This is a genomic window from Methanobrevibacter sp., assembly GCF_045646205.1.
Classification (GTDB): Archaea; Methanobacteriota; Methanobacteria; order Methanobacteriales; family Methanobacteriaceae; genus Methanocatella.
Window position 1 is genome coordinate 71,652 of the sequence record NZ_JAZRKF010000062.1, and the last position, 23,178, is coordinate 94,829.

24 protein-coding genes are annotated in these 23,178 nt (G+C 35.0%); 9 read left to right on the forward strand and 15 right to left on the reverse strand.

Annotation, left to right across the window (positions count from 1 at the left end):
• Nucleotides 1–43: 43 nt before the first annotated feature.
• The 6 genes from ACKI44_RS10830 (at nt 44) to ACKI44_RS10855 (ending at nt 6,943) form a co-directional block, all read left to right on the forward strand.
• Nucleotides 44–577: a glycosyl transferase gene (locus ACKI44_RS10830; RefSeq protein ID WP_407424267.1), complete on the forward strand. Its 534-nt coding sequence runs from the start codon at nt 44–46 to the stop codon at nt 575–577.
• A gap of 85 nt (nt 578–662) precedes the next feature.
• Nucleotides 663–1,574 carry a dihydroorotate dehydrogenase gene (locus ACKI44_RS10835; RefSeq protein WP_407424269.1) on the forward strand — a complete coding sequence of 304 codons (912 nt, stop codon included), beginning with the start codon at nt 663–665 and terminating at the stop codon, nt 1,572–1,574.
• A gap of 1 nt (nt 1,575) precedes the next feature.
• Nucleotides 1,576–2,361: a dihydroorotate dehydrogenase electron transfer subunit gene (locus ACKI44_RS10840; RefSeq protein ID WP_407424271.1), complete on the forward strand. Its 786-nt coding sequence runs from the start codon at nt 1,576–1,578 to the stop codon at nt 2,359–2,361.
• Nucleotides 2,362–2,373: 12 nt separating this feature from the next.
• Nucleotides 2,374–3,387 (forward strand): AI-2E family transporter, encoded by a 1,014-nt coding sequence (locus tag ACKI44_RS10845; protein WP_407424273.1) that lies wholly within the window; start codon nt 2,374–2,376, stop codon nt 3,385–3,387.
• On the forward strand, nt 3,387–5,171 hold the full coding sequence (locus ACKI44_RS10850; RefSeq protein WP_407424275.1) for a DNA polymerase domain-containing protein: 1,785 nt from the start codon (nt 3,387–3,389) through the stop codon (nt 5,169–5,171). Before ACKI44_RS10845 ends, ACKI44_RS10850 begins: the two co-directional genes overlap by 1 nt.
• Before the next feature lie 317 nt (nt 5,172–5,488).
• Complete coding sequence (locus tag ACKI44_RS10855) at nt 5,489–6,943, forward strand: sodium-dependent transporter (protein ID WP_407424277.1); 1,455 nt, start codon at nt 5,489–5,491, stop codon at nt 6,941–6,943.
• 44 nt (nt 6,944–6,987) lie between these two features.
• On the opposite strand, the gene ACKI44_RS10860 is transcribed toward ACKI44_RS10855, so the two are convergent.
• From ACKI44_RS10860 to psmB, 6 genes are all read right to left on the reverse strand, one after another.
• Entirely contained in the window at nt 6,988–7,473 is a 486-nt protein-coding gene (locus ACKI44_RS10860) for a hypothetical protein (protein WP_407424279.1), read from the reverse strand.
• Nucleotides 7,474–7,581: 108 nt separating this feature from the next.
• Nucleotides 7,582–7,941, reverse strand: a complete 360-nt coding sequence (locus ACKI44_RS10865; RefSeq protein ID WP_407424281.1) for a hypothetical protein — start codon at nt 7,939–7,941, stop codon at nt 7,582–7,584.
• Between the two features lie 5 nt (nt 7,942–7,946).
• Nucleotides 7,947–8,978, reverse strand: a complete 1,032-nt coding sequence (gene comC, locus ACKI44_RS10870; protein ID WP_407424283.1) for an L-sulfolactate dehydrogenase — start codon at nt 8,976–8,978, stop codon at nt 7,947–7,949.
• 10 nt (nt 8,979–8,988) lie between these two features.
• Complete coding sequence (gene purM, locus ACKI44_RS10875) at nt 8,989–10,008, reverse strand: phosphoribosylformylglycinamidine cyclo-ligase (protein WP_407424285.1); 1,020 nt, start codon at nt 10,006–10,008, stop codon at nt 8,989–8,991.
• Between the two features lie 79 nt (nt 10,009–10,087).
• A complete protein-coding gene (locus ACKI44_RS10880; protein WP_407424287.1) occupies nt 10,088–12,001 on the reverse strand; it encodes a beta-CASP ribonuclease aCPSF1 in 1,914 nt (637 codons plus the stop codon).
• 134 nt (nt 12,002–12,135) lie between these two features.
• A complete protein-coding gene (psmB, locus tag ACKI44_RS10885; RefSeq protein ID WP_407424289.1) occupies nt 12,136–12,750 on the reverse strand; it encodes an archaeal proteasome endopeptidase complex subunit beta in 615 nt (204 codons plus the stop codon).
• Nucleotides 12,751–12,968: 218 nt separating this feature from the next.
• Between psmB and ACKI44_RS10890 the strand changes: the two genes are divergently transcribed.
• Nucleotides 12,969–13,691, forward strand: coding sequence for a class I SAM-dependent methyltransferase (locus ACKI44_RS10890; protein ID WP_407424291.1), 723 nt, complete (start codon nt 12,969–12,971; stop codon nt 13,689–13,691).
• Here ACKI44_RS10890 and cofG read toward each other — a convergent pair.
• From cofG to ACKI44_RS10915, 5 genes are all read right to left on the reverse strand, one after another.
• Nucleotides 13,669–14,766: a 7,8-didemethyl-8-hydroxy-5-deazariboflavin synthase subunit CofG gene (gene cofG / locus ACKI44_RS10895; RefSeq protein ID WP_407424293.1), complete on the reverse strand. Its 1,098-nt coding sequence runs from the start codon at nt 14,764–14,766 to the stop codon at nt 13,669–13,671. The genes ACKI44_RS10890 and cofG overlap by 23 nt on opposite strands.
• A 3-nt stretch (nt 14,767–14,769) precedes the next feature.
• Nucleotides 14,770–15,210: a DUF2120 family protein gene (locus tag ACKI44_RS10900; RefSeq protein WP_407424295.1), complete on the reverse strand. Its 441-nt coding sequence runs from the start codon at nt 15,208–15,210 to the stop codon at nt 14,770–14,772.
• A 12-nt stretch (nt 15,211–15,222) separates the two neighbouring features.
• Nucleotides 15,223–16,161, reverse strand: coding sequence for a GTP cyclohydrolase MptA (gene mptA / locus ACKI44_RS10905; protein WP_407424297.1), 939 nt, complete (start codon nt 16,159–16,161; stop codon nt 15,223–15,225).
• A 138-nt stretch (nt 16,162–16,299) separates the two neighbouring features.
• Nucleotides 16,300–16,776, reverse strand: coding sequence for an Lrp/AsnC family transcriptional regulator (locus tag ACKI44_RS10910; protein WP_407424299.1), 477 nt, complete (start codon nt 16,774–16,776; stop codon nt 16,300–16,302).
• Nucleotides 16,777–17,000: 224 nt separating this feature from the next.
• Entirely contained in the window at nt 17,001–18,161 is a 1,161-nt protein-coding gene (locus ACKI44_RS10915) for a tRNA (guanine(10)-N(2))-dimethyltransferase (protein WP_407424301.1), read from the reverse strand.
• A gap of 82 nt (nt 18,162–18,243) precedes the next feature.
• Between ACKI44_RS10915 and ACKI44_RS10920 the strand changes: the two genes are divergently transcribed.
• Both ACKI44_RS10920 and ACKI44_RS10925 read left to right on the forward strand, forming a co-directional pair.
• Nucleotides 18,244–19,350: a DegT/DnrJ/EryC1/StrS family aminotransferase gene (locus tag ACKI44_RS10920; protein WP_407424303.1), complete on the forward strand. Its 1,107-nt coding sequence runs from the start codon at nt 18,244–18,246 to the stop codon at nt 19,348–19,350.
• Nucleotides 19,351–19,473: 123 nt separating this feature from the next.
• Entirely contained in the window at nt 19,474–20,322 is an 849-nt protein-coding gene (locus tag ACKI44_RS10925; RefSeq protein ID WP_407424305.1) for a TIGR00269 family protein, read from the forward strand.
• On the opposite strand, the gene ACKI44_RS10930 is transcribed toward ACKI44_RS10925, so the two are convergent.
• From ACKI44_RS10930 to ACKI44_RS10945, 4 genes are all read right to left on the reverse strand, one after another.
• Nucleotides 20,311–21,258 (reverse strand): calcium/sodium antiporter, encoded by a 948-nt coding sequence (locus ACKI44_RS10930; RefSeq protein ID WP_407424307.1) that lies wholly within the window; start codon nt 21,256–21,258, stop codon nt 20,311–20,313. The genes ACKI44_RS10925 and ACKI44_RS10930 overlap by 12 nt on opposite strands.
• On the reverse strand, nt 21,259–22,587 hold the full coding sequence (locus ACKI44_RS10935; RefSeq protein WP_407424309.1) for a hemolysin family protein: 1,329 nt from the start codon (nt 22,585–22,587) through the stop codon (nt 21,259–21,261).
• Nucleotides 22,588–22,604: 17 nt separating this feature from the next.
• On the reverse strand, nt 22,605–22,817 hold the full coding sequence (locus ACKI44_RS10940; protein ID WP_303737240.1) for a DUF1922 domain-containing protein: 213 nt from the start codon (nt 22,815–22,817) through the stop codon (nt 22,605–22,607).
• 144 nt (nt 22,818–22,961) lie between these two features.
• A complete protein-coding gene (locus tag ACKI44_RS10945; protein WP_407424311.1) occupies nt 22,962–23,129 on the reverse strand; it encodes a hypothetical protein in 168 nt (55 codons plus the stop codon).
• Nucleotides 23,130–23,178 lie beyond the last annotated feature (49 nt).

Consider the following 23,178-nt stretch of genomic DNA (forward strand, 5'->3'; position numbering starts at 1 on the left):
TTTCAAAAAGTTTTTAATTATTTAAAATCAAATATTTCAATTGATGTCAAAGCAAAGTTTTAGAGATTTAAAAGAAACAATAGAATTGAAAGATGGTGAAATCGATGAGCTCACCATGGAACTTGAAAGTAAAAAAGAAGAAATCAACAAATTAAAATTATATTCAACCAAATTAAAGTATCAAAAGGAAAATCTTGAAGATAAATTGGATAACGAAATAAGCAATGAAAAGGCTAAAATCAAAGAGCTCGATGACCTGGATAAAAAGATTAAGGAAAAAGAAGACATCATTGATGATAAGCAGGACCAGGTCAAGTATCTCAGATCATTGATTGATGACTATAAGGCCCAGATTAATTCCAATACCGAAAATCTCGAGATTCAGCTTAGAAAGATTTCTAAAACTTATGAAGGTTTGCTTAATCAGAAAGACAAAATCATTGAAAATCAGGATGAACAGATTAAACTGTTAATAAAAGAAAAGGAAGAGATGATGAAAACCCATAAGACTTCAATCATTTCTTTAAAACGCCAGAATGACAATTATCGCCAATTGCTTGAAAATTATGAAAAATAATTTTCATTTCTTTTTTTAATTTCCACTAGTTTTAAATTATTTGTAATACAAATATTAAATTATAATAAAAATTTGGTGGAAAATCATGTTAAAAACAGATGTTTGTGGAGTTCATTTTAGAAATCCTTTAATGCTGGCTGCCGGAATCATGGGAAGTACTGCTTCTTCCATGAATTGGATTTTAAAATCCGGTGCAGCAGGTGTTATTAGTAAATCCTTTTCTTTAAATCCTCATCCAGGATATAAAAATCCCACCACTGTCGGTGTTGATGGCGGAATAATTAACGCTATCGGTTTATCAAATCCTGGTGTTGAAAATTTTAAAGAGGAATTAAAACAGATTGACAGAGACGATAATGTTGTAATCGCATCAATTTACGGTGCCACTCCTGATGAATTCAGCAGTTTGGTTGAAGAGATTAATCCTTTGGTGGATATGATCGAGCTGAATATTTCATGTCCTCACGCTATGGAAGGCTATGGAGCTTCAATCGGTCAGGACTGTAATTTAAGCCACACTATAGTTGCAGCTTCAAAAGATGCAAGTGAAGTTCCTGTAATAGCTAAGCTCACTCCAAATGTAACTGACATTACAGAAATTGCAAAAACCTGTGAGGATGCAGGTGCTGACGCCTTAAGTCTAATTAATACCTTGGGGCCGGGAATGAAAATCAATATTGATCTTGCAAGGCCTGTATTATTTAACAAGTTTGGGGGAATGAGCGGTAAGGCCATCAAGCCTATAGCTATCAGTAATGTTTATTCTGTTTATGAAGCTGTTGATGTTCCTATCATTGGTGTCGGTGGTGTTTATACCTTTGAAGACGTTGTTGAATTCATTTTTGCAGGTGCAAGAGCTGTCCAGATAGGTACTGCAATCATGGACGAAGGCGTTGAAGTATTTGGCAAAATCAACAATGATTTGGAAGCATTCATGAAAGAAAAAGGTTATTCATCCATTGATGAGATGGTTGGCCTTGCTCATGGAGGTGACTAATATGATTAGAGCTCCTGAAGCAGTCACAATCAAGGAAATCATTGATGAGACTCCTACAATCAAAACTTTTAAATTTGATACAGACATTGAGGCCAATCCTGGTGAATTTTTAATGGTTTGGAACGTGACTGATGAAAAACCTATGTCCATTTCAAATATTGGTGATGGGGAATTGTCAATCACCGTTAAAAATATTGGAGACTTTACCTCAAAGCTCCATGAACTTGAAGTCGGAGACATGATTGGTGTTAGAGGCAGTTACGGTAATGGATTTAAAACAGACTTTAAAGATAAAAAATTGCTTGTTATTGGCGGAGGAGTAGGTATGGCTCCGGTAACCGCATTAACCCATAAATTAATTGAAAATAATGAAGTTGATGTTTTGCTTGCCGCAACCACAAAGGACGAACTCCTATTTTTGGAGAAGTTTGAAAATCTTGATGTTAACCTCCATCCATGTACCGATGACGGGTCATACGGATTTGAAGGTTACGCCTCAAATTGTCTTAGCAGTTTACTTGAAGAATCGACTTACGATTATGCATTTGTCTGCGGGCCTGAGATAATGATGATAGGAATATTCGATATCCTTGAAGATGCCAACATACCTGCAGATTATTCTCTTGAAAGATATATGAAATGCGCACTGGGAGTCTGCGGACAGTGCTGTGTAGACAATACCGGCTGGAGAATATGTGTCGAAGGGCCGGTTTTCGACAATGAACAGATTAAATTAATAGACGAATTTGGAAAATACAGACGTGACGCATCTGGTGTTAAATATTAGCTAGTGATTTATATGGAAAAAGATTTAAAAGAGTATATTACGCCTCCAGTAATGTTAATATTATTTCTTTTGGCAATTTCATTAATGTTCATATTTCCTGTTTTGAACATGATAATACTTGGGGCAATCTTGGCTTATGGTATAAGGCCTGTTGCTTTAAAAATCCAGTCTAAACTGAGATTCCAATCTATTTCCATATTGATTTCGATGATATTGGTTTTAATACCGTTAATACTTCTGATAGCGTATATTGTATTTGTGATATCTGGAGTTTTAACGGACTTTTTTGCTGCAAACCCTAATTTGGACATTAACTATACATTGTCTCAATTATCCACATATGTCCCGCAAAATCCATTTTTCGATGGAAACAATATTGTCCCGACTATTCAAAGTGCCGGAAAATATGTATTATCCTATCTGGCTGGAAAAGTAGGGTCTATTGCAAATATTACTCTGGACTTGTTCATATTGGTCTGTTCTGTCTATTACTTTGTTAAGGATGGGGAAAATTGCATTAATTTTGTCAAATCCTTCATTCCCGATGAACACCTCGACTTTTTTGACAGAACAGTTGAATCTGTGGAGGATGTTTTAAAAAGCATTTTCTATGGTCACTTTTTAACTTCCGTAATAATCGGAATATTCGGTGCTATAGGCTATTCATTACTGGGTTATCCTTATGGTATATTTCTGGGTGTAATAACCGGAATTCTACAGTTGATTCCAATATTCGGGCCATGGCCAATTTACTGGGCATTGGCTATTATGGATGCATTGAACGGTAATTATCCAAGGGTGATTGTTGTTCTCTTGTTTGGATTTTTCTTAAGTCTGGTGGATATGTATATCAGACCCGCAATATCCTCACATCATGCAGATATTCATCCGCTGATACTGCTCGTTGGATTTTTATCCGGACCTTTGGTTTACGGTATCGTTGGTTTCATTATAGGGCCGTTGATATTGGGTATTACCTATGCGGTTCTGGATAGTTTTAGAAAGGAATTAAAGGAGTCTGAATAATGGAAAAAGATGTTGTTATTTTAGATATTGACTATATATCCTATGAAGATAAGCCGGTAATACGTTTATTTTCAAAAGACGGTGATAAAAATGTCGTTTTGATAGACGATTCATTTACGCCATACCTTTACGTTTACAGCAATAAACCTGATGAATGTATGAAAGATTTGGATGAATTGCTGGAGGATGTGGAAATCGAAAAAGTAACTAAAAAAGATTTCCAGATTGAAAAAACATTCATCAAATTAACATTCACGCACCCTCAGGAGCTGTCCAAACACAGGGATGAAATAAGGGATTTGGACAGTGTATTGCAGATAAGGGAATTCGATATTCCATTCTATAGAAGATACCTGATGGACAGGGATGTAATACCTATGACCAAGGTAAGGGCATCCGGTGAAAAAATAGATTCATTTTCAGCTCTTGACAGCAAAACCCATGATGTTGAAATCATCAAGCTTGACAAGCCTCTTGAAAGAATTGATGACAATGTAAATGACTTTAGAATACTCAGTTTCGATTTGGAAGTCAGAAATCCTCATGGAATGCCCGACTCACAGGATGATGAGATAATCATGATTGGGGTTGCAAGTAACTTTGGAATAAATGAAGTAATTTCAACAAAAACCAATTCTGCTGACCGTGATGATTTTGTAAACCAGGTAGCAACTGAAAAAGACATGATACAGACATTTGCAGATATCATTAAGGAAAATAATGTTGATATCATTGTGGGATACAACTCAGACAATTTTGATTTTCCATACCTGATTGACCGTGCAAAGATTCACGGCGTTGATTTGGACTTGGGAATGGACGGATCAGATATCCGCTTTATTAAAAGAGGATTTACCAATGCTGCATCAATGAAAGGATTAATTCACGTTGATTTGTATCTTGTCATGAGAAGATACATGACTTTGGAAAGATATACTCTTGAAAGGGTCTATTATGAACTCTTCGGTGAGGAAAAAATTGACGTTCCGGGAGACAGAATCTGGGAATTCTGGGACAATGGCGGTGAAGAATTGGATAATCTCTTTGATTATTCACTTGATGATGTTATATCCACTTTAAAAATTGCAGAACAGACCTTGCCTCTTAACCTGGAATTGACCCGTATAATAGGTCAGCCTTTATTTGACGTAAGCCGTATGGCAACAGGTCAGCAGGCAGAATGGTTTTTAGTAAAACAGGCATACTTTGATGGTGAAGTTGTACCTAATAAACAGGGGTCAAATTTTACAGACCGTGCAAATGCGGAAGATAACGAAGGGGGATTCGTACTTGAGCCCGATAAGGGACTTCATGAAAACCTGGTTCAGTTCGATTTCAGGAGTCTGTATCCTAGTATTATCATTTCCAAAAACATTTCTCCTGACGTTCTGGTGGATGGCGATGTAGATAATCCTGACGATTATAATTTTGCACCTGAACATGAATTAAAGTTTAAAAAGACTCCTCAAGGGTTCATTCCTTCAGTTATTGATAAGATTTTACAGGAACGTTTCAGAATCAAAAGGGAAATGAAAGCTTGTGAAGACCCGACAGAGAGAAAGTCCCTTGATGTACAGCAGCAGGCCATTAAACGTCTGGCAAATACAATGTATGGTATTTATGGATTTCCTCGCTTCAGGTGGTATTCATTTGAATGTGCAAAAGCTATTACTTCCTGGGGAAGGCAATATATTAAGCATGCAATGAAAGAATCTGAAAAATATGGATTTAAAGCTATTTATGCAGATACTGATGGGTTCTATGCAAAATATGTTAAAAAATAACATTACAATGATGATGTTATTAATATCAAATGGTGTTTGCAATTTGCAAACGCAAAATTTGATATTTGTTAGTTGATGATTAACATATTTTTTGGTTGATGATTAATTTTTTTAAATTCTTTAAATTACTTCTTTTATGATTTAAACGATTTTAATTAAAAATAAAAAAAGTCGGTTGGTTGATGATTAAGGTTGATGATTATGTTTCATATTTGAATAATGGGAGTAGTATATTCCATCTTAATTCAGCAATTTTTAATAGCTTTGAATAACACCAATATAATCATTAAATAGGCAATCAAACAAATCATTATATTATGAGTGAGTATGCACAGTGGGATTCGACCCTTACATTTATCTTTGCAATGATTGGTGTTGCAATAGGTCTTGGAAACATCTGGAGATTCAGCTATATAGTCTACTCCAATGGTGGGGGAGCATTTTTTATCCCATACTTTTTTGCAATAGCTATTATGGGGATTCCATTTTTAATTTTGGAATATGGTATTGGTTTTTCATTTAAAAAATCCTTTACTGAAATTTTTAAATCGATTAATCCCAAATTTGAATTCGTAGCATGGATACTTATTTTTTCAATATCGATAGTGCTGATTTATTACATGGTTATTATCAGTTGGGATTTGATTTATCTGGTTCAAAGTTTATCCTTTGGCTGGGGAAGTGATCCTGCAGCTTATTTTGTACAGAATGTTGGTGGTGGTGAAAATCTATCCAAAATAGGTAATTTTTTCATTCCTGTTGCCGGAGGTGTTATTGTTTCATGGTTTATACTGTGGTTCATATCCCACAGGTCAATTGATAAGGGAATAGGGTTGGCTTCAAAGATTTTAATACCTGCCGTTTTTGTAATAATGGCAATTATTGTTGTTTTTGCATTGATGTTGCCTGGTGCAAGCATAGGAATAAATGCATTAATCAATCCAAACTGGAATCTTTTATTTGATGTAAACCTGTGGATTGTTGCTTTTTCACAGATTATATTCTCACTTGGGATAGGTGAGGCCTTAGCTCTTACTTATGCAACTTATTTGCCGGATAATGAAAATTTAACGGATAATGTATTCTTTGTTGTTCTGTCAAACTCAAGTTTTGAAATATTTACTGCATTTGGAGTATTTTCAATACTTGGTTATATGTCTGCAACTGCCGGAACGCCTCTGGTCCAATTGGTTAGTGAAGGTACTGGGCTGATATTTGTTGTATTTCCAATGATTTTTAGTATAATGGGAATTCTTGGGCGTATTTTAGCACCGCTGTTCTTTTTGGCAGTATTATTTGCGGGAATAAGTTCAGCATTTGCATTCTTCGAGCCGATTATTGGTTCGATTTCATCAAAAACTAACATGAGCCGTAAAAAACTTGCAACTATTTTAAGCATTATTGGCTGTTTATGCTCTCTTTTGTTTACCTGTGGAATAAGTAGTTATCTTGTCGGTGTTGTTGACGGTTTTATTAACAAATTCGGTATTTTACTTTTAATTGCAGTTCAATGCATTATATTTGGGTGGTATTATGGTGCTGAAAAGGTCGTTCCTGTTTTAAACGAAAAATCAAGAATTAAAGTGGGATCAATTTGGACAGCAGTAATTAAATACATTCTCCCTATATTTTTGATAATAATATGGGGGATTGGAATAATTGAGTTATTTTCAAATGCCTCTCAATTCGAGTTAATGGTTGATGTTGCGATTATTGTTTTGGTTTTAGGTCTTTCTATAATATTCTACAAAAGAAAATCATTAAAAATCTAATTTTAAAAAATAAAAGGGGAATATTTGTAAGTTATACAAATATTCTATTTGATTATTGAAGCAATGGTTTGTTCATCAGGAGCATCTATTTCAACAATTTTTTTATCTTTGATGAATATAAAGAATGCACCAGTATTATCTTGAGCAAACCATCCAGTTTGATTATTGAGTGTTTTTTCTACAGTATTATTGGATGGAGTGTATTCTCCTCCAGTTGTATCACTGTATGAAACTTTTACAATAATTTTGTCATTACCTTTAGCGAAGGTGTCTGAAGATTCTTTGAAACCGTTGTATATTTTACTGTCATTGCCTAAAACTTTTGCATTATCTACTTCTTTGTATCCGTCAGGAATTGCAAATTCAATACCTTGGATTACTAATTTACCATTGTCAAATTTTATTGAATCCCCATTGGAATTGCTGCTTTCACTTGAAGAAAAGCTAAAATTAAAGTCAGCACTTACAGCACTGATTGAAACACAAACTACTAATAAAAGCAGTCCTATCATTAATATCTTTCTTTTCATAATTTCATCTAATTTAATAATTTGGTAATAATTATTTCTATTAATAAGGTTATTTAAATTTGGTTATGAAAAAATGGTAAATGGTGGATATATCAATTAAAAAAATAATTATTGCAATTCTTTTCTGATATCGTCTCCGGCAACGATAAGTAAAAGGGATAATACGATTAGTATTATGCTGAATCCGATGACTATGAAATTTAATATAGCGATAACAATGTATAATTTCCATAAAATTTCATCATTTTCATATTTGGTTGAAAGCAGATAGATAACTGCTGCAAAAATAACATATAATATTATTCCGAAGAATAATGTGGTTAAATCAGCACCTCTTTGAGCCAGTGCAAGAGCACCCATTTCAGAATTCAGCATTAAAGCAACTGCTGTTAATAAGATTGCAAAAATAATATAAACATAGGAAGTTCTTTTGGCTAAAGCCCTTCCTCTGCTTCTGTTTTCAAACATATTATCTATTCTTCAAGGTATGAATCTAAATCAATATCTAAATCGTCACAGATTCCTTTTAACTGTTCGTATAATTTAGCATCGATTTCAATTCCGTTTTCTTCTGCTTCAGCGATCCTTTTAACTTCCAAATCACCTGGAATTGCAACAGTTTCACCTGTTGCTCTTACTTGTGATACAAAGTCTTCGGTATTTGCTACAAAGTCTCCGAAATCTCCAAATTTGGATGGATCAATAGCTAAGTATAAATCTCCTTTAGTACAGTCTTTTTCTGGTGAAGCGGTTCCGGTAACACCCATACCATATCCTGCCTGTACTAATGGTCCGGTTAATATTTCAACCATTAATGCAAGAGCATATCCTTTAAATCCGCCGAACGGTAAAATTGATCCTCCGTCAAGTGCAGCATCAGGGTCAGTTGTCGGGTTTCCGTCCTTATCCAATGCCCAGCCTTCAGGTAAATCCAAGCCTTTTCTTTTTGATTCAATGATTTTTCCACGTGCAGTAACTGATGTTGCCATGTCAACAGTGATGTAAGTTTCTGAAGGAATACCGATAGCTATTGGGTTGGTACCGATTAATGCATCTTTTCCGCCTAACGGTGCAATTGCAGGGTCAGTATTTGCAATAACCATTCCAATAACGTTTTCTCTTAATGCTAAATCAGAATAAAATCCAGTTACTCCAAAGTGATTTGTATTGTGAACTCCAACACAGCCGATACCTACTTCTTTTGCTTTTTTAATTGCAAGCTGCATTGCTTTGTAGGATACTGCCTGTCCAAATCCACTGTTACCGTTAATTAATGCGATAGCAGGTGTTTCTTTTTCTATGGTAATATTGTCTTCCAGGTTGATTGTTCCTGCTTTAATGCTTATTAAATATTGTGGGAATCTTCCGAGTCCGTGTGATGTAAATCCTTTCAAGTCTGCATCAATTGTAGCTTCCGCAACTAATTGACAGTCTTCTTCACTTGCTCCCAATTTCTTTAGTATTTCCTTTACTAATGTCATTTCACTGTCTTTCATTATCTTCATTATATCCCTCTCAGTATTCTATTGTTGAGCCTTCAAATGCTTTGACAACAATTTTTTCATCGTCAGTTACTTTTCCAATTATTTGACATTCACAGTATTCTTTTAAAGTATCCATTATTTTTGCCGCTTCAGCTTCATCAGCTATTACGACAAAACCAATTCCCATGTTGAATACTTTGTACATTTCTTTGATGTCTACATTCTGTTCATAGATTAATTTGAATATTTCCGGTGTTTCAGGAAGGTCTGTAATTTCATAGCCTACTCCTTTTTTCAAACGTCTGAGGTTTGTAAATCCTCCACCGGTAATATGAGCCAATCCATTAATTTCATACTCTTTTTCGAATAATGCTACAATAGGTTTAACATATAATTCAGTTGGTCTTATTAATTCTTCACCGACAGTAGTTTCACCATTAGGCATTTTATCGTCAACGCTTAATCCTGCATCATCAAACAATGCTTTTCTAGCCAGACTGTAACCGTTTGAATGGATACCGTTACTGTTAATACCGATTAAAACGTTTCCAGGTTGGATATTTTCACCGGTAATTATTTTGTCGATATCTACAAATCCGATACCTGTACCTGCCAGATCAAAGTCTTTAATGATTCCTGGAAGTGAAGCGGTTTCTCCACCAATGATTGCTATTTTGGATTCATTTGCTCCTTTAACAAGACCTTCTGCAATTTCAGCTGCTCTTTGAGGGTCCGGTTTTTCAACAGCAAGATAATCAACTAATGCTATCGGTTCGGCACCGACACATAAAATATCGTTTACAACCATTGCAATACAGTCAATTCCAACAGTATCGTATTTGTTCATCATTTCAGCTATTAAAATTTTACTTCCGACACCGTCGGTACTCATTGCAATAGCTTTATCACCTAATTTGACCAATGCAGCATAATGGCCGCTATCGGTAATAATATCTCTACATTCTAATGTTGATTGAAGTTTAGCAGCAATTTCTGAAACAGTTTTTGCTTCTAAATCTATGTCAACACCGGATTCTGAATAAGTAACCATATATTCACCAATTGCATTTTTTTATTGAAAATCAATTTATATCATTTAAATATTTGTATCGATTAGTATATAATTTTTTTTAATGAATTCTAACACAATCTAAATTAATCGGAGTCCTTGTTTCAATCTTATAACTTCTATGGATTGATGAAGCTAAGTCGACTGCTTTTTTAGGGTCTCCGTGACAGGTAATGACCTTTTCAGGTCTTGGATTAAGTCTTTTGACATATTCCATTAATTGTCTTCTGTTGGAGTGACCACTGAATCCATGAATGGTTTTAGTCTCCATATTAACGTGGAATTCTTTGGTTCTTCCGTCGTCATCTTCAAGAGGCACTTCTTTTCTTCCTTTCTGGATTCTTCTACCGAGTGATCCTTCAGACTGATAACCTACAAATATCAATGTGTTTCTTTCATCTTCACATAACCATTTGAAGTATTCCACTGAATTACCTCCGGTTAACATACCTGAAGTTGAGAGAATGATTGCAGGCTGCGGACTTTCGACAATGTCTTTTCTCTGATTGTAGTTTTGAACTTTTTCAAACATGTCTGAGACAAATGGATTTCTACCCATGTGGAATATTTGATCTCTTAAATCTTTACTTAGGTATTCAGGTCTTGCTGTGTGGATTGCAGTAGCTTCCCAAATCATACCGTCAATGTAAATTGGTACTTCATCAATCATTCCGTGTCTCATGTACTCTTCAAGCACTACCATAAGTTCCTGTGCCCTTCCCACAGCAAATACAGGAACCAATACTTTTCCGCCACGTTTTAAAGTTTTATAGATGGTTTTCATCATTTCTTTTTCAGCGGAATTTCTTGATGGCTGCACGTCTTCCTTACCTCCGTAAGTACTTTCCATAATTACTGTTTCGGCACGTGGGAATCTTATGGTTGCAGGTTCAAGTAATCTTGATGGTTCATATTTGAAGTCTCCAGTGTAAACAAGGTTGTATGCACCGTCTCCAATGTGCATGTGTGAAATTGCTGAACCTAAGATGTGTCCTGCATTGTGCAGGGTCAATCTGATATCTGGAGATATGTCAGTTACTTCACCGTAATCAAGGGTGAGAGTATTTTTAATTGCCTTGTGAATATCTTTCACGCTGAAAGGTAAGGGATTACCTTCTCTTTGAGCAATATCAATATGATCCAATTGTAATAATGTAGTTAAATCTCTGGTTGGAGTTGTACAGTAAACCGGTCCTTCATATCCGTAATGATAAAGGTATGGTACAAATCCACAGTGATCTAAGTGAGCGTGAGAAATAATAACTGCATCCAATTCTTCAATTGAAAATTCCGGAGCGGTCAAGTAAGGAAATGCAGTTTTGTTATCTGGTGCTGCCACATTAACACCGCAATCCAATAAAACACGACTGTTTGGTGTTTGTAAAAGCATGGATGAACGTCCTACTTCTTTGAATCCCCCCATGGAAGTTACTCTAGCCCAGTCATTCGGGTATTTACTTCCCTGGTGAATTTGACGTCCAAGTCTTTGTAATAATTTTTTTCTGTCTTTACTACTGTTTTTTAAAGTAGTTCTAATTTTTCCAATAACATCTGAACTGATCGGTGGGGTTCTCAATATTTTAGGTGCCCAACCGGTATTTTTAACAATATTTCTTGAAGTTGCTCCGTATTTACCGATAACAAGTCCCGGTTTTTTGGCAGTAATTACAACTTCTCCGGTTACTGTATCAAAGTAAATGTCAGTAATTTCTGCACCGTCTGGAACAATTTCATGAATTTTATTGATTGTTTCTTCCTGTTCAAGTAATGCACTTTTGTCAGATCTAATAATAATTCTTTTTCTAAGCTCTTTTGCTAGTGATCTTACCAAATCACCGTTTTCAGTAATAACTTGTGGATTTTTAGTATAAACCACCACTTCAGGTCCTTCAAATTCAACTTTTGTAACCTGTGTATCTTTCGGTAATTTAGATAAAATCTCTTTTTTAATATCCTCTAAAATATCTGAAGTCATATAATCCCTTCAAAAAAAGTTTAGTGTAATATAATAGTCTGTGAAAAGCTTTCAGCTATAATCAGTTAAACTTCACAAACTATGTACACCTATTATATAAAAAAATAGTTAGTTTATGAAAAATCAGTTATCGCTTAAATTTTCTCTAGAATATCATTAATTTTTTCATTATCTAACATTTCAAAGCCGTCTTTATCTACTTTAGCGACTAAATATCCGTTTCCAGAATATGTGTCACGTTCAGCAGCAGCTCTTATAGCTCTTATGGCTATTTCAATTCCTTCGTCAGTTGTAAGGTCATCACTGTATCTGTCTTCTAAAACACCGTATGCTACGATGGAACCAGATCCAGTTGAGATATAAGTATCTTCAATCATACCGCCAGCCGGGTCAAGTGAGTATAAGGAAGGTTTGTCTCCATCCATACCGCCGAGTAATGTTTGAACATACATAGGTCCTGAACGTAAAATGTTTGCAGTTAATGATGCGGCAGCTTTAACGCTGATAGCATCGTTGTTTCTCATTTGATATAAGGAAACTTCTGCTTCAATTATTTTCATGAGACTTTGTGCATCTCCAACTGAACCCGCTATGGTTGTTACTATGTGATCATCAATTTTAAATATTTTTTCTGCGACTTTGTGAGCTACTAAGTTACCCATACTAGCTCTTCTTTCGCTTGCAAATACAACGCCATCTTTACAGGTAATACCTACTGTTGTTGTACCTTCTAAAATTTTGTCATCCATTTAAAAACACCTCTATAAGTATTTAAAATATTATTTCAACACTTTTAGGTTATCATTAATAAAATATTATTTAATTTTATTTAAAATCAGAATCAATATGTCAGTTTAAACTAACAATTAATTATTAATGATTCTAAGTATATAAAGTTTTCTTTATATTTTTAATATTTTGATTTTAAGGCAATTTTTAAATATAATTCAATCCATATATTTTTGTAATGAAATATAAAAAAATTGGAGATATCTTAATTTTAAATGATAATACTGGAGATTTGGATAATTTAGCTAAAAAACATAACGTTAAAACGATAATGCTGATTGACCATATTCAGGGAACAAAAAGAGAACCTGTTTACAGGCTTTTATATGGTGAGGAAACTGAAACCATAAATAAGGAGAACAAATGCCTGTTTAAACTGGATTTGTCAAAGGTGATGTGGTCAAAGGGTAACGTTAATGAACGTTTAAGAATAGCGAAGCTGGTTGGTGATGGCGAGACTGTCATGGACATGTTTGCTGGAATCGGCTATTTTTCCATCCCTATAGGAGTTCATTCGAATGCCCGTGAGGTAATCTCAATTGAAATCAATCCAAATTCATATCATTATTTATGTGAAAATATAAAACTAAACAAATGCGACAATATCACTCCCGTTTTGGGGGACTGTCTTGTTGAAGCACCAAATTTTAAAGCAGACAGGATTTTGATGGGTTACGTTAAAACAACTCATCATTATTTGAAAGCCGCCGTTAACAGCTTGAACTCCGGAGGAATAATTCATTATCATGAAACCGTTCCCGAAAAACTTATTGGTGAAAGACCGATTTCTCGAATAAGGCAGGCTGCAGGGGATAGGGATGTTGAATTATTGAAAATAAATAAAATTAAAAAATATGCTCCCGGCGTAGAGCATGTTGTTATAGATGCTTTAATAGATTAAGGGACTTTTCTAAAAGAGTCTCGTTTAACCATTCATCATTAATGTACTTTTCATAAATGCATAATCTTTCAACCAGCTCAAAACCGCTGTCCCGGGTCAAATCATTTAACGTGTCTATTGTCGGCCACGGGGATGTCGGATTTACATAGTCATGACTTACAGGTGAAACTCCGCCCCAGTCATCGGCTCCGCACAATAAAAAGACCTGTGCAGTATCATAGTTTAAATTCGGAGGAACCTGAATGCTTACATCAGTATCGCCGAACAATAATGTTGCAGCAGTCACTGTACGGATCATGTCCAAAAGGCTAGGCTCCGGGGAATCCTTCATTTCGATTTCAGGCGTTGAGGTAAAGTTCTGTATGATGATTTCCTGAATGTGTCCGTATTTATCATAGATTTCACGAATGTCAAAAAGGGAATCAACAATTTCTTCATGTGTCTCGCCAATGCCTATCAATATTCCTGTAGTATATGGGATTTTTAATTTTCCTGCATTTGAAATGCTTTCAAGTCTCAATTCAGGATCTTTACCTGGACTTTTTTTATGTGCAGGCAATTCCATCAGTCTTTTTGATGAATTTTCAAGCATCATTCCCATTGACACGTTAACTTCCTTAAGCTTTTTCAATGCATCGTATGAAAAATTGCCTCCGTTTGTATGTGGAAGCAGGGCGGTTTCATCAAGTGTCATCTGACAGATGTCAACAACATAATCGACCATATTATCATAGCCGAATTCATTCAATCTTTTTAAAACTGCCTCTTCTTCATCTGCATCTTCACCAAAAGTAAAAAGAGCTTCCTTACACCCCTGTTTTTCAGCGATTTTTAACTCATTCAAAACTTCTTCTTTGGTTTTTAAAATGATGGCTTCGCTGTCTGAAGGGTCTTTTTTAAAATTGCAATATCCGCAATCGTTTCTGCAGATTTCAGTCAGTGGAATAAAAACGTTTTTAGAATAAGTAATAAGATTATTCTTTCTATATTGTGTAGTTTCAGACATGTTTTTTATTATATCTGAACCTTTCGCGCCCAATACTGAAAGAATATCTTCTTTTGAATATTTTGTCATTTTTTAATCTTCTTTTTGAGAAACTGTAACTTCAACGTATAATGGTGGAAGTTCGTTTTTGTCTTCCCAGATTGCAATAATCACATCAAAACTTGGAAGTTCAAAGACTTTATAGGCCACTACAAGTCCCATTGATTCCAGTTCTTCTTTAACTCTAATGAAACCTTTTCCATCAATAGGGTCGGTGGTCAATTCAGTTTCTTTAATGTGCTTATCGCCTGATTTTAAGATGTCTTCTATTTTACTGGAGGTTGCAGGTACTTCAACACCGCCGAGCTCCTCTCCAATTTCCAAGACTTTATCTTCAAGTTCATTTATAGGAATGATTTTTCTTGTACGGCTTCTGACAATCAATATCTTATCATTGTCAATAGCTGGACGGGATCCTTTGAATGAATCAAAAAAGCCCATAACACTTCCTGCTATTTCATATTTCTTTTGCATTACATCAAGTCCTTATAAGTTTAATTCTGATTTTAATTCGCCCATTGTAGTTACTTTTTCTGCAAATGCGTTGTGTCTGTGAATACTTTCTTGATTTTCTTGACGTGAAGTAATTAATGTGTCATCAGGTAAATCTGAGTATTTTTCTGCAATCATTTCCATCATGTTTCTAACACAATCTTCAACGAAAACAGGATTTCTGTGTGCGTTCATTACAGTCGCATTTTCATCAGGTCTTTTGAGAAGTTCGCATACCGGTGAGGACATTGATTTTTCTATAATGTCAATTATATCTTCTCCTTTCACTTCCCATCCTTCTGGAACTTCAATTAATAATGTCCCAACACCTCTTTGGTTGTGGGATGCAAATGTAACGGTATCAATCACTTTTTGTGTAGTTTCTTCATCTAAGAATTCTAATAATTTGATTTTATCGGATTCTCTCACGGATTCCTGTGCACATGGACAAACGGTCATTCCAATTAATTCTGCCCCTATACTTTTTCTGATTTCCACGTTTCCTTCTTCATCTCTCAAACCAACAGCTTTTGCTTTAAGGTTTGCCATCTCCTGAGTTTGATGTTTGGTTACAGGAGACTCATGCATGAACATATAGTCAGTTGTCATGGAAATTTCAACACGTCTGGCATATTCGTGTTTGTCCATCATCTTTTCAACAATCCGAGCACATAATGATTCTACACCAACGGTATTGTCCTGAGATACAGTTTCCAATACTTCACTGATAGCTTCAGGATTTCTTGACATGTGGACTCCTTTCTGATTATTTGGTAAATCCACAAATGCGTCAAATGTTGGTAATAGAATAATAGGCCTTTTATTTGGTCTTTCCAGTTGCAAGAGTTTTTTAACACCGGTTACTCCTACTCTAGTTAATTTAATAGGAATATTTGGCGCATCATCTTGAGTATCAGGTAAACAAATTGCCAATTTCATAACCTCTAATTAATTTTTAATAATATACCTATTGTTTTTAAGATATTTAAATAGGTAGTAAAAAAAGCAATTTTTTGATATGTAATTTTAGGCAATAAAATAAAAATAAGTATACAGTAGATAACTACCGTATTATAAAATATTAGAAGAACCCATATCTTCTTTAATTACGTCAAGAACGGTTTGTGTGTATGTTCTTTCAATAATTGGGTCTTTTAGTAATTCTTTAATAAATGAGTTTAACTCATTCGTATTTCTAAACTTAGCAATTAAAAATGCATCATATTCTCCAGTAACGTCGTATATTCCAACAACATTTTTATTGAAGAATGTTTTTTCTTCCCAGTTTTTGAGTTTTCCCCCTTTGACTCTAACTCCGATGATTGTTGTAAGAACAAATCCTAATTTTTCGTGATCGATAACAGGTGAGAATTTTTTGATAACTCCAGTTTTAACCATTTTATCGATACGGTTGTGGATAGTTCCAACAGATACATCTAAGTCTCTGGATATTTGTCTGTAAGATGTTCTAACATCTTTATTGATGATTTTTAATATTTTTACGTCTGTATCATCTAGTTTAACTATATTATCTTTTTCCTTCACCATTTATTTTTTCCTCCTTATGAAGTTAATCCTTAATACAAATATGTATTATAAATTATTTAAACATTTTGTATCTTTTTTAGAATGTATTATATTTTTTTCAATTAAAACATATCTTGTATCCATATTATACTATTATTTTTTTAGTTTTATTTATTATATATCCGAACGTTTGTTTTTATTGATGCTTTTTTATGTACATGTTTAGAGATAAGAACACTTTTCATTTATTCATTTAATCTTATGAATATATTTTTTACATCATTTATCGGTGCATTTGTCTTAATTCCGGTAGGAGTAAAATGGGTTTTTTCAGCTTCAAATCCTTTATTTCTAATTTCATCAAAAATCAAGTCCAATTTTGGTGCGCTAATCTTTAATGAACGACATATGGAGTGTACATCGTAAAATGTGGCAGGACTATCGGCTTCAGTCAAGCATGCATTCAACAGTTTCAGCAGCTGTTTTTCACTGTTTAATTTCTTGTTTTCTGACTCTTCAATCATTTTGGAAATAAATTCTCTATTTTGGATTTCTCCAAGCCATAACGGTCCTGCCTGAATTAGTTTTTCACCACATTCGGGACATATATCTGGAATCGGTGTAGCCAGTCCTTTGTTAAATTCTCGGTATAGACATTCTTTGCAGTGGCTGATATAACCGATATTTTTCAGGGATTCGTCACTTCTTTTGGAACCTTTTTTAACTTTCAGGTATAATCTCATATAATGTTCAGTACTGTGTGACATTAATACCTCAATGCATTTTGCATATTTGGATAATGTCAGTGCGCAAAAACCTGCAAGAATTCTTATTCCCGTTTCATGGCAGTATTCGCTTTTATATGGTTTTGCATTGTATTTGCGTATGCATGGCTCCTTATAGGTTCCGCATAGTGCTGATGTATCCGTTGCGGTTACGCACAGAAGGGATTCTCTTCTCGCACAGTATCCGGCAGAGTCCAAAAACGGTGAAGGGGTTCCAAACGGATCGATATCAATCACATCAAACTCTCCACGGTTCTGCCTTAAGAATATGCTTGCGTCATGATTGTGGATTGAAATGTCTTCAAGACCGTTCAGCTCAACATTATGCCTTTCAAATTCATTGGCCAGTTCGCTTATGTCATTTATTGATACGTGTCCGACTCCGTCAATTTCGTTTTTATAGCGCACTCCCCTTATGCCGCTTCCTCCAAACAGATCGCAGATGTTAATTTCCCGGTCCTGTTCCTTTTGATATGTCTGAAGAGCCAAAATTGAGATGTCCCTGTTCAGTTCCATGTGTGGATTATAAAAGACCGGAGCGTCTGATGAAACTTTTTCATATTCGGGGAATTCTATTTTTGTTAATCCTTCTTCAATTGTTTTAAGTTTATAATCATCCAAAATAATCACTTTTAATTAGTACTTACTATTATTTTAAATATTATTAAATTTAAATATTAGTATAGTTTGAAAAGGTGATATTGTGTCAGATATTAAAGTTCCCATAGCAAAACCGATTATTGGACAAGAAGAAATAGATAATGTAGTTGAGGTTTTGAAATCTGGAATGATTGCTCAAGGACCAAAAGTTTCAGAATTTGAAAAGGAATTTGCATCATGGGTTGATGCAGATTATGGTGTTGCAACAAACTCCGGTACTGCGGCATTGCATGTTGCATTGCTTTCGGCAGGAATAGGTGCCGGAGATGAGGTCATTACAACTCCATTCACTTTCATTGCAAGTGGAAATTCAATTGTTTATACCGGAGCAAAGCCGGTCTTTGCAGACATCGATTTAAAAACTTATACATTGGATCCCGAATGCATTGAATCATTAATAACAGAGAATACAAAAGCAATAATGCCTGTGCAGTTATATGGTCAGTCCGCTGACATGGGTGCGATTTGTGACATTGCTGAAGATAATGATTTGATTGTAATCGAGGATGCCGCCCAGGCTCACGGATCCACTTTCAACGGAAAAAAAGTTGGCAGTTTAGGGGATATGGCCTGTTTCAGTTTCTATCCGACCAAAAACATGACCACTTCCGAAGGAGGTATGATTACTACCAGTAACGAAGAGCTTGTTGGGGAAGCCCATATTTTCAGGGCTCACGGATCCCGTGTGAAGTATCATCATGATGACATTGGATATAACTTCAGAATGACTGACATTTCAGCAGCAATTGGTCTTGCACAATTGAATGTAATCGATGAATTCAATAAGAAAAGGGCGGAGAATGCTTCATACTTAAATGACGGTTTGGCTGACGTTGACGGAGTAATTACTCCTTATGCAAGAGAAGGCTCAACACATGTATATCACCAATACACCATCCGTGTTGAAAAAGGCAGCCGTGATGACTGGATTGACGTTTTAACTGAAGAAGGAATAGGCACTGGTGTTCACTACCCGGTACCATTGTACAATCAGCCTATTTATCAAAAATTAGGATTCACCGGCAGCTGTCCGAATGCTGAAACTGCAGCAAACGGTGTTATTTCACTGCCTGTCCACCCATCATTAACCGATGATGATTTGGATTTAGTCATTGAAGCCGTTAAAAAGGCTTCTGAAAAATTAGCTTAAAAGTCATTATTGACTTTTAATATACTTTTTTTGTCAAAATTACTTTTTGATATGTTAAAAAACTTAACCTGATATGTCATACACCAAAAAATTATTTATTAATTTAATTATAAATCATTTGATATGGCAAAACTTGATGTAAATGAATATAATGAGATGATTTTTACAAGAATCAATAATTTAATAAGTGAACATAAGTTAATTAAGGAAAATGAGCTTATAGCCGTTGCATTGTCCGGCGGAAAGGACAGTGTTTTGACATTGCACGCTTTAAAGGGATATCAGGAATTTCTGGATTTTGATCTGGTAGCTATCAGTGTAGATGAAGGCATTAAAGGATATAGGGCTCATGGAATTGACGCTGCCGTTAATAACGCTCGTGAACTGGGAATTGAACTGATTCAAAAATCATTTCTTGAAGATGAAGGTTTTGCTCTGGATGATATTTATCAGGAATTTAAAAGCGCATGCATTCCCTGCGGTGTTTTTAGAAGAAATATATTAAATAAAACTGCTTATGAAGTGGGAGCATCCAAAATTGCTACAGGACACAATCTTGATGATGAAATCCAGTCTTTTTTAATGAGTTTTGCTCGTGGTGACACTATTAAATTCTCCAAATTCGGTCCGGAACTTGACGTTATTCATCCGAAACTCGTTCCAAGAATCAAGCCTTTGTGGAATACTCCCGAAAAGGATGTGGGAACGTGGGCTATCTTAAACAATATTGAAATTCACCTTGATGAATGCCCTTATTCACATCTCTCTTTAAGAGCTAAAATTAAGGAGTTTTTAAATGTCAATGAGGATGCCTATCCTGGCTTAAAAAAGAATATCATGGAATCATTTCAAAAGATTCTCACCTTTGAAAACGATATTTCCACTAATTTAAATGAATGTGAACTTTGCGGTGAGCCGACTTCATCAAATATCTGCAAGGCCTGTGAAATCAAAAAGGATTTAGTTTCTTAGGATTGCAAATGCCATATATGCGATGAATAATCCGACAAGTATTGCTCCTTCTCTTTTATCATATTTGTCCTGTGTTTTACCGAATATGAAGAACAATACTGTGACTCCAAGCATTAACATGATGTCTGTTAGCATGTTTGGATTGATTATCATTGGACTTATTGCACTGCTTGCCCCAAGTACGAATAAAATATTGAAAATGTTTGAACCTATAACATTTCCTATTACTATCTGATTTTCATCTTTCTTTAAAGCGGTAAGTGAAGTGACAAGTTCAGGTAAAGAGGTACCTATAGCAACAATGGTCAAACCGACTAAAGTTTCACTCATTCCGAATGCCATTGCTATATATGATGCACTGTCTACAACAAAATCCGCACCGATTATGATTCCGGCCATACCTAAAACAATGTAGATAATACTTCTTAAAAGGCTCATTTTCGGTTTTTCAACAATTTCGGATTCTTTTGATTTTCTGGCATTATAAACAAGATATGAAATATAAGCTGCGATTATAATAAGTAAAATAATACCTTCAATCTGTGAAATGTTCCATCCGATCAATATTATTGCAGTTAGAATTATGGTTATTACGACTAAAAACGGCAAATCCTTATTTACAACATCACGGCCAATTTTAAGTTCATTTAAAAGAGCACATAAACCTACAATAAGCATCATGTTAAATAGATTACTTCCGATAACGTTACTTACTGCCAATGCATTGCTTCCGCTAAGGGATGATGTAATACTTACGGCCGCTTCGGGAGCGCTTGTACCGAAAGCGACAATGGTAAGACCTACGATTAATGCAGGGATTTTCAACAGTGATGCGACACTGCTGGCACCGTCAACAAAAAAGTCTGATCCCTTAATCAATAAGACAAAACCGACAATCAGCAATGCAAATTGTATTCCTATACTAACGAAATCCATTTAATCTTCCTCTTCTTCATCCTTATTGTAATCTTCGCCCAAGTCAGTGACAAGAATCTTGTCTATCTGATGTCCGTCCAAATCAACGATTTCAAAGCAGAATCTTTCCCATTGGTATTTGTCATTAACGTCAGGTACTGTACCGCTTATGCTTAAAATAAATCCTGCAAGGGTTGTATAGCCGTCTTCCTCCTCATCAGGGAAAGTCTCATCAATGTCAAAGAGTTCTTTAAACCGGTCAATTCCAAATCTTCCGTCGATTAACCAGGTTCCGTCATCTCTTTGGGTAGCTATAGGGTCATCGTCTTCATCAATGCCCGGAATATCTCCGACAATTCCTTCAAGTAAATCGTTTAAGGTAATTAAACCTTCAACACTTCCAAATTCATCAACAACAAGGGACATATGGACATATCCCTGATTTTCTTTAAATTCCTTTAGAAGTTCCAGGGTTTCCAAATTCTCAGAAACAACCAAAGGCTCCTTGACGATTTTATGGATGTCAAATTCCTCATCTGTGAACATTACGGATAGAATATCCTTTGCCTGAACAACACCAATGAAATCATCCAGCTCTCCACTAGCTATTGGGAAAATTGACCTTTTACTTTCAATGATTTTAACCTTATTGACTTCTCTAGGGTCTTCCAGGTCAATCCAAATAATTTCATTTCTTGGAGTCATGATTGATTCGACTTTCTGGTCATCAAGCTTAAAGACCCTTTTAATGATGTCTTCTTCCTCTTGTTCGATTGTTCCGTCTTCTCTTCCTTCCTTAATCATCAGTTCAATTTCTTCTTCAGTAACAGTGTCGTCTGTCCTGTTTTCAATTCTCATCAGCCATAAAAGAAAACTGCTTGATTTTGCAAGAATAAAACTGACAGGTTTTGATATTTTGGAAAGAATGACCATACTTCTTGCAACTCTAAGAGAGACTTTTTCCGGTTCGTTTAAAGCAATAACCTTTGGAACAATTTCTCCGACAACCAGTGTCAGGTAAGTGGTAATGATAACGACGATTGCAACACTTATTGGTTGGTTGTATGGAACGAATGAAATTAACTTTGAAAGCGGTTCGGCAAGAGTAACCCCTCCGAAAGCCCCAGTTAATACACCAATAAGGGAAATTCCAATCTGCACTGTTGATAGGAATTCATTTGGATCTTCCAATAAATCAAAAACAATTTGGGCTCTTTCGTCCCCGTCTTCCAAGTATTTCTGCATTTTTGCTTTTCTAATCGACACAACAGCAAGTTCCGCCATTGATAAGTAACCTGTAAGTATTATTAAAACTAATATAATAATTATTTCAATTATTTCGCCAGCCATTTCTAACAGACCTTAAATCATAAATCACTGGCTTTCATGAAACCAGTGTTTCCATATATTTCATCTTGCATTTGCTGTACTGCATAAGAGGCTTCTTCTCTTGTTTCTACTTTTTTAAAGATTCTACGACCTTTAACTTTTAAAGTTTTACCACATACGCATTTTCTGGTGGCAACGCCTTCTTTAGCATATAAAACTCTTCCACAATCGCAACGAAATATAAAATACATGATAGTTTTCCTAAAATTTAGATTATATAAACATTATTTATTAGAAGTATAAAAAACTTTTTGTTAAAAATTATAGTGCATGGTAATAAATTTTTTTATTTTAATTTTTTTGAATCCGGCATGTTTCTTCTGTTGTTTTTTTGGTTATGTTGTTTGAATATTTTTCTCTTTTATTTTTTCTTCGTATTCTTTTAGTTTCTGTCTGTATTCTTTTATTTTTTCTTCGTATTTTTCTTTTTCTTCTATAAATTTTTCTTTTTCTTCTTTTCTAATTTTTTCGGCGAAATATCTGTCTCTTGGGTTTAATATCATTTTTGTCCCCCTCGTGGTGTTAATATATTTTAGTTAATGGGTTTTTGCA

Excerpts from the sequence above, each read along its gene's own strand:
- ACKI44_RS10830 (WP_407424267.1), top strand. The coding sequence starts at position 44 with ATGTCAAAGCAAAGTTTTAGAGATTTAAAAGAAACAATAGAATTGAAA.
- ACKI44_RS10835 (WP_407424269.1), top strand. The coding sequence starts at position 663 with ATGTTAAAAACAGATGTTTGTGGAGTTCATTTTAGAAATCCTTTAATG.
- ACKI44_RS10840 (WP_407424271.1), top strand. The coding sequence starts at position 1,576 with ATGATTAGAGCTCCTGAAGCAGTCACAATCAAGGAAATCATTGATGAG.
- ACKI44_RS10845 (WP_407424273.1), top strand. The coding sequence starts at position 2,374 with ATGGAAAAAGATTTAAAAGAGTATATTACGCCTCCAGTAATGTTAATA.
- ACKI44_RS10850 (WP_407424275.1), top strand. The coding sequence starts at position 3,387 with ATGGAAAAAGATGTTGTTATTTTAGATATTGACTATATATCCTATGAA.
- ACKI44_RS10855 (WP_407424277.1), top strand. The coding sequence starts at position 5,489 with ATGAGTGAGTATGCACAGTGGGATTCGACCCTTACATTTATCTTTGCA.
- ACKI44_RS10860 (WP_407424279.1), bottom strand. The coding sequence starts at position 7,473 with ATGAAAAGAAAGATATTAATGATAGGACTGCTTTTATTAGTAGTTTGT.
- ACKI44_RS10865 (WP_407424281.1), bottom strand. The coding sequence starts at position 7,941 with ATGTTTGAAAACAGAAGCAGAGGAAGGGCTTTAGCCAAAAGAACTTCC.
- comC (WP_407424283.1), bottom strand. The coding sequence starts at position 8,978 with ATGAAGATAATGAAAGACAGTGAAATGACATTAGTAAAGGAAATACTA.
- purM (WP_407424285.1), bottom strand. The coding sequence starts at position 10,008 with ATGGTTACTTATTCAGAATCCGGTGTTGACATAGATTTAGAAGCAAAA.
- ACKI44_RS10880 (WP_407424287.1), bottom strand. The coding sequence starts at position 12,001 with ATGACTTCAGATATTTTAGAGGATATTAAAAAAGAGATTTTATCTAAA.
- psmB (WP_407424289.1), bottom strand. The coding sequence starts at position 12,750 with ATGGATGACAAAATTTTAGAAGGTACAACAACAGTAGGTATTACCTGT.
- ACKI44_RS10890 (WP_407424291.1), top strand. The coding sequence starts at position 12,969 with ATGAAATATAAAAAAATTGGAGATATCTTAATTTTAAATGATAATACT.
- cofG (WP_407424293.1), bottom strand. The coding sequence starts at position 14,766 with ATGACAAAATATTCAAAAGAAGATATTCTTTCAGTATTGGGCGCGAAA.
- ACKI44_RS10900 (WP_407424295.1), bottom strand. The coding sequence starts at position 15,210 with ATGCAAAAGAAATATGAAATAGCAGGAAGTGTTATGGGCTTTTTTGAT.
- ACKI44_RS10910 (WP_407424299.1), bottom strand. The coding sequence starts at position 16,776 with ATGGTGAAGGAAAAAGATAATATAGTTAAACTAGATGATACAGACGTA.
- ACKI44_RS10925 (WP_407424305.1), top strand. The coding sequence starts at position 19,474 with ATGGCAAAACTTGATGTAAATGAATATAATGAGATGATTTTTACAAGA.
- ACKI44_RS10930 (WP_407424307.1), bottom strand. The coding sequence starts at position 21,258 with ATGGATTTCGTTAGTATAGGAATACAATTTGCATTGCTGATTGTCGGT.
- ACKI44_RS10935 (WP_407424309.1), bottom strand. The coding sequence starts at position 22,587 with ATGGCTGGCGAAATAATTGAAATAATTATTATATTAGTTTTAATAATA.
- ACKI44_RS10940 (WP_303737240.1), bottom strand. The coding sequence starts at position 22,817 with ATGTATTTTATATTTCGTTGCGATTGTGGAAGAGTTTTATATGCTAAA.
- ACKI44_RS10945 (WP_407424311.1), bottom strand. The coding sequence starts at position 23,129 with ATGATATTAAACCCAAGAGACAGATATTTCGCCGAAAAAATTAGAAAA.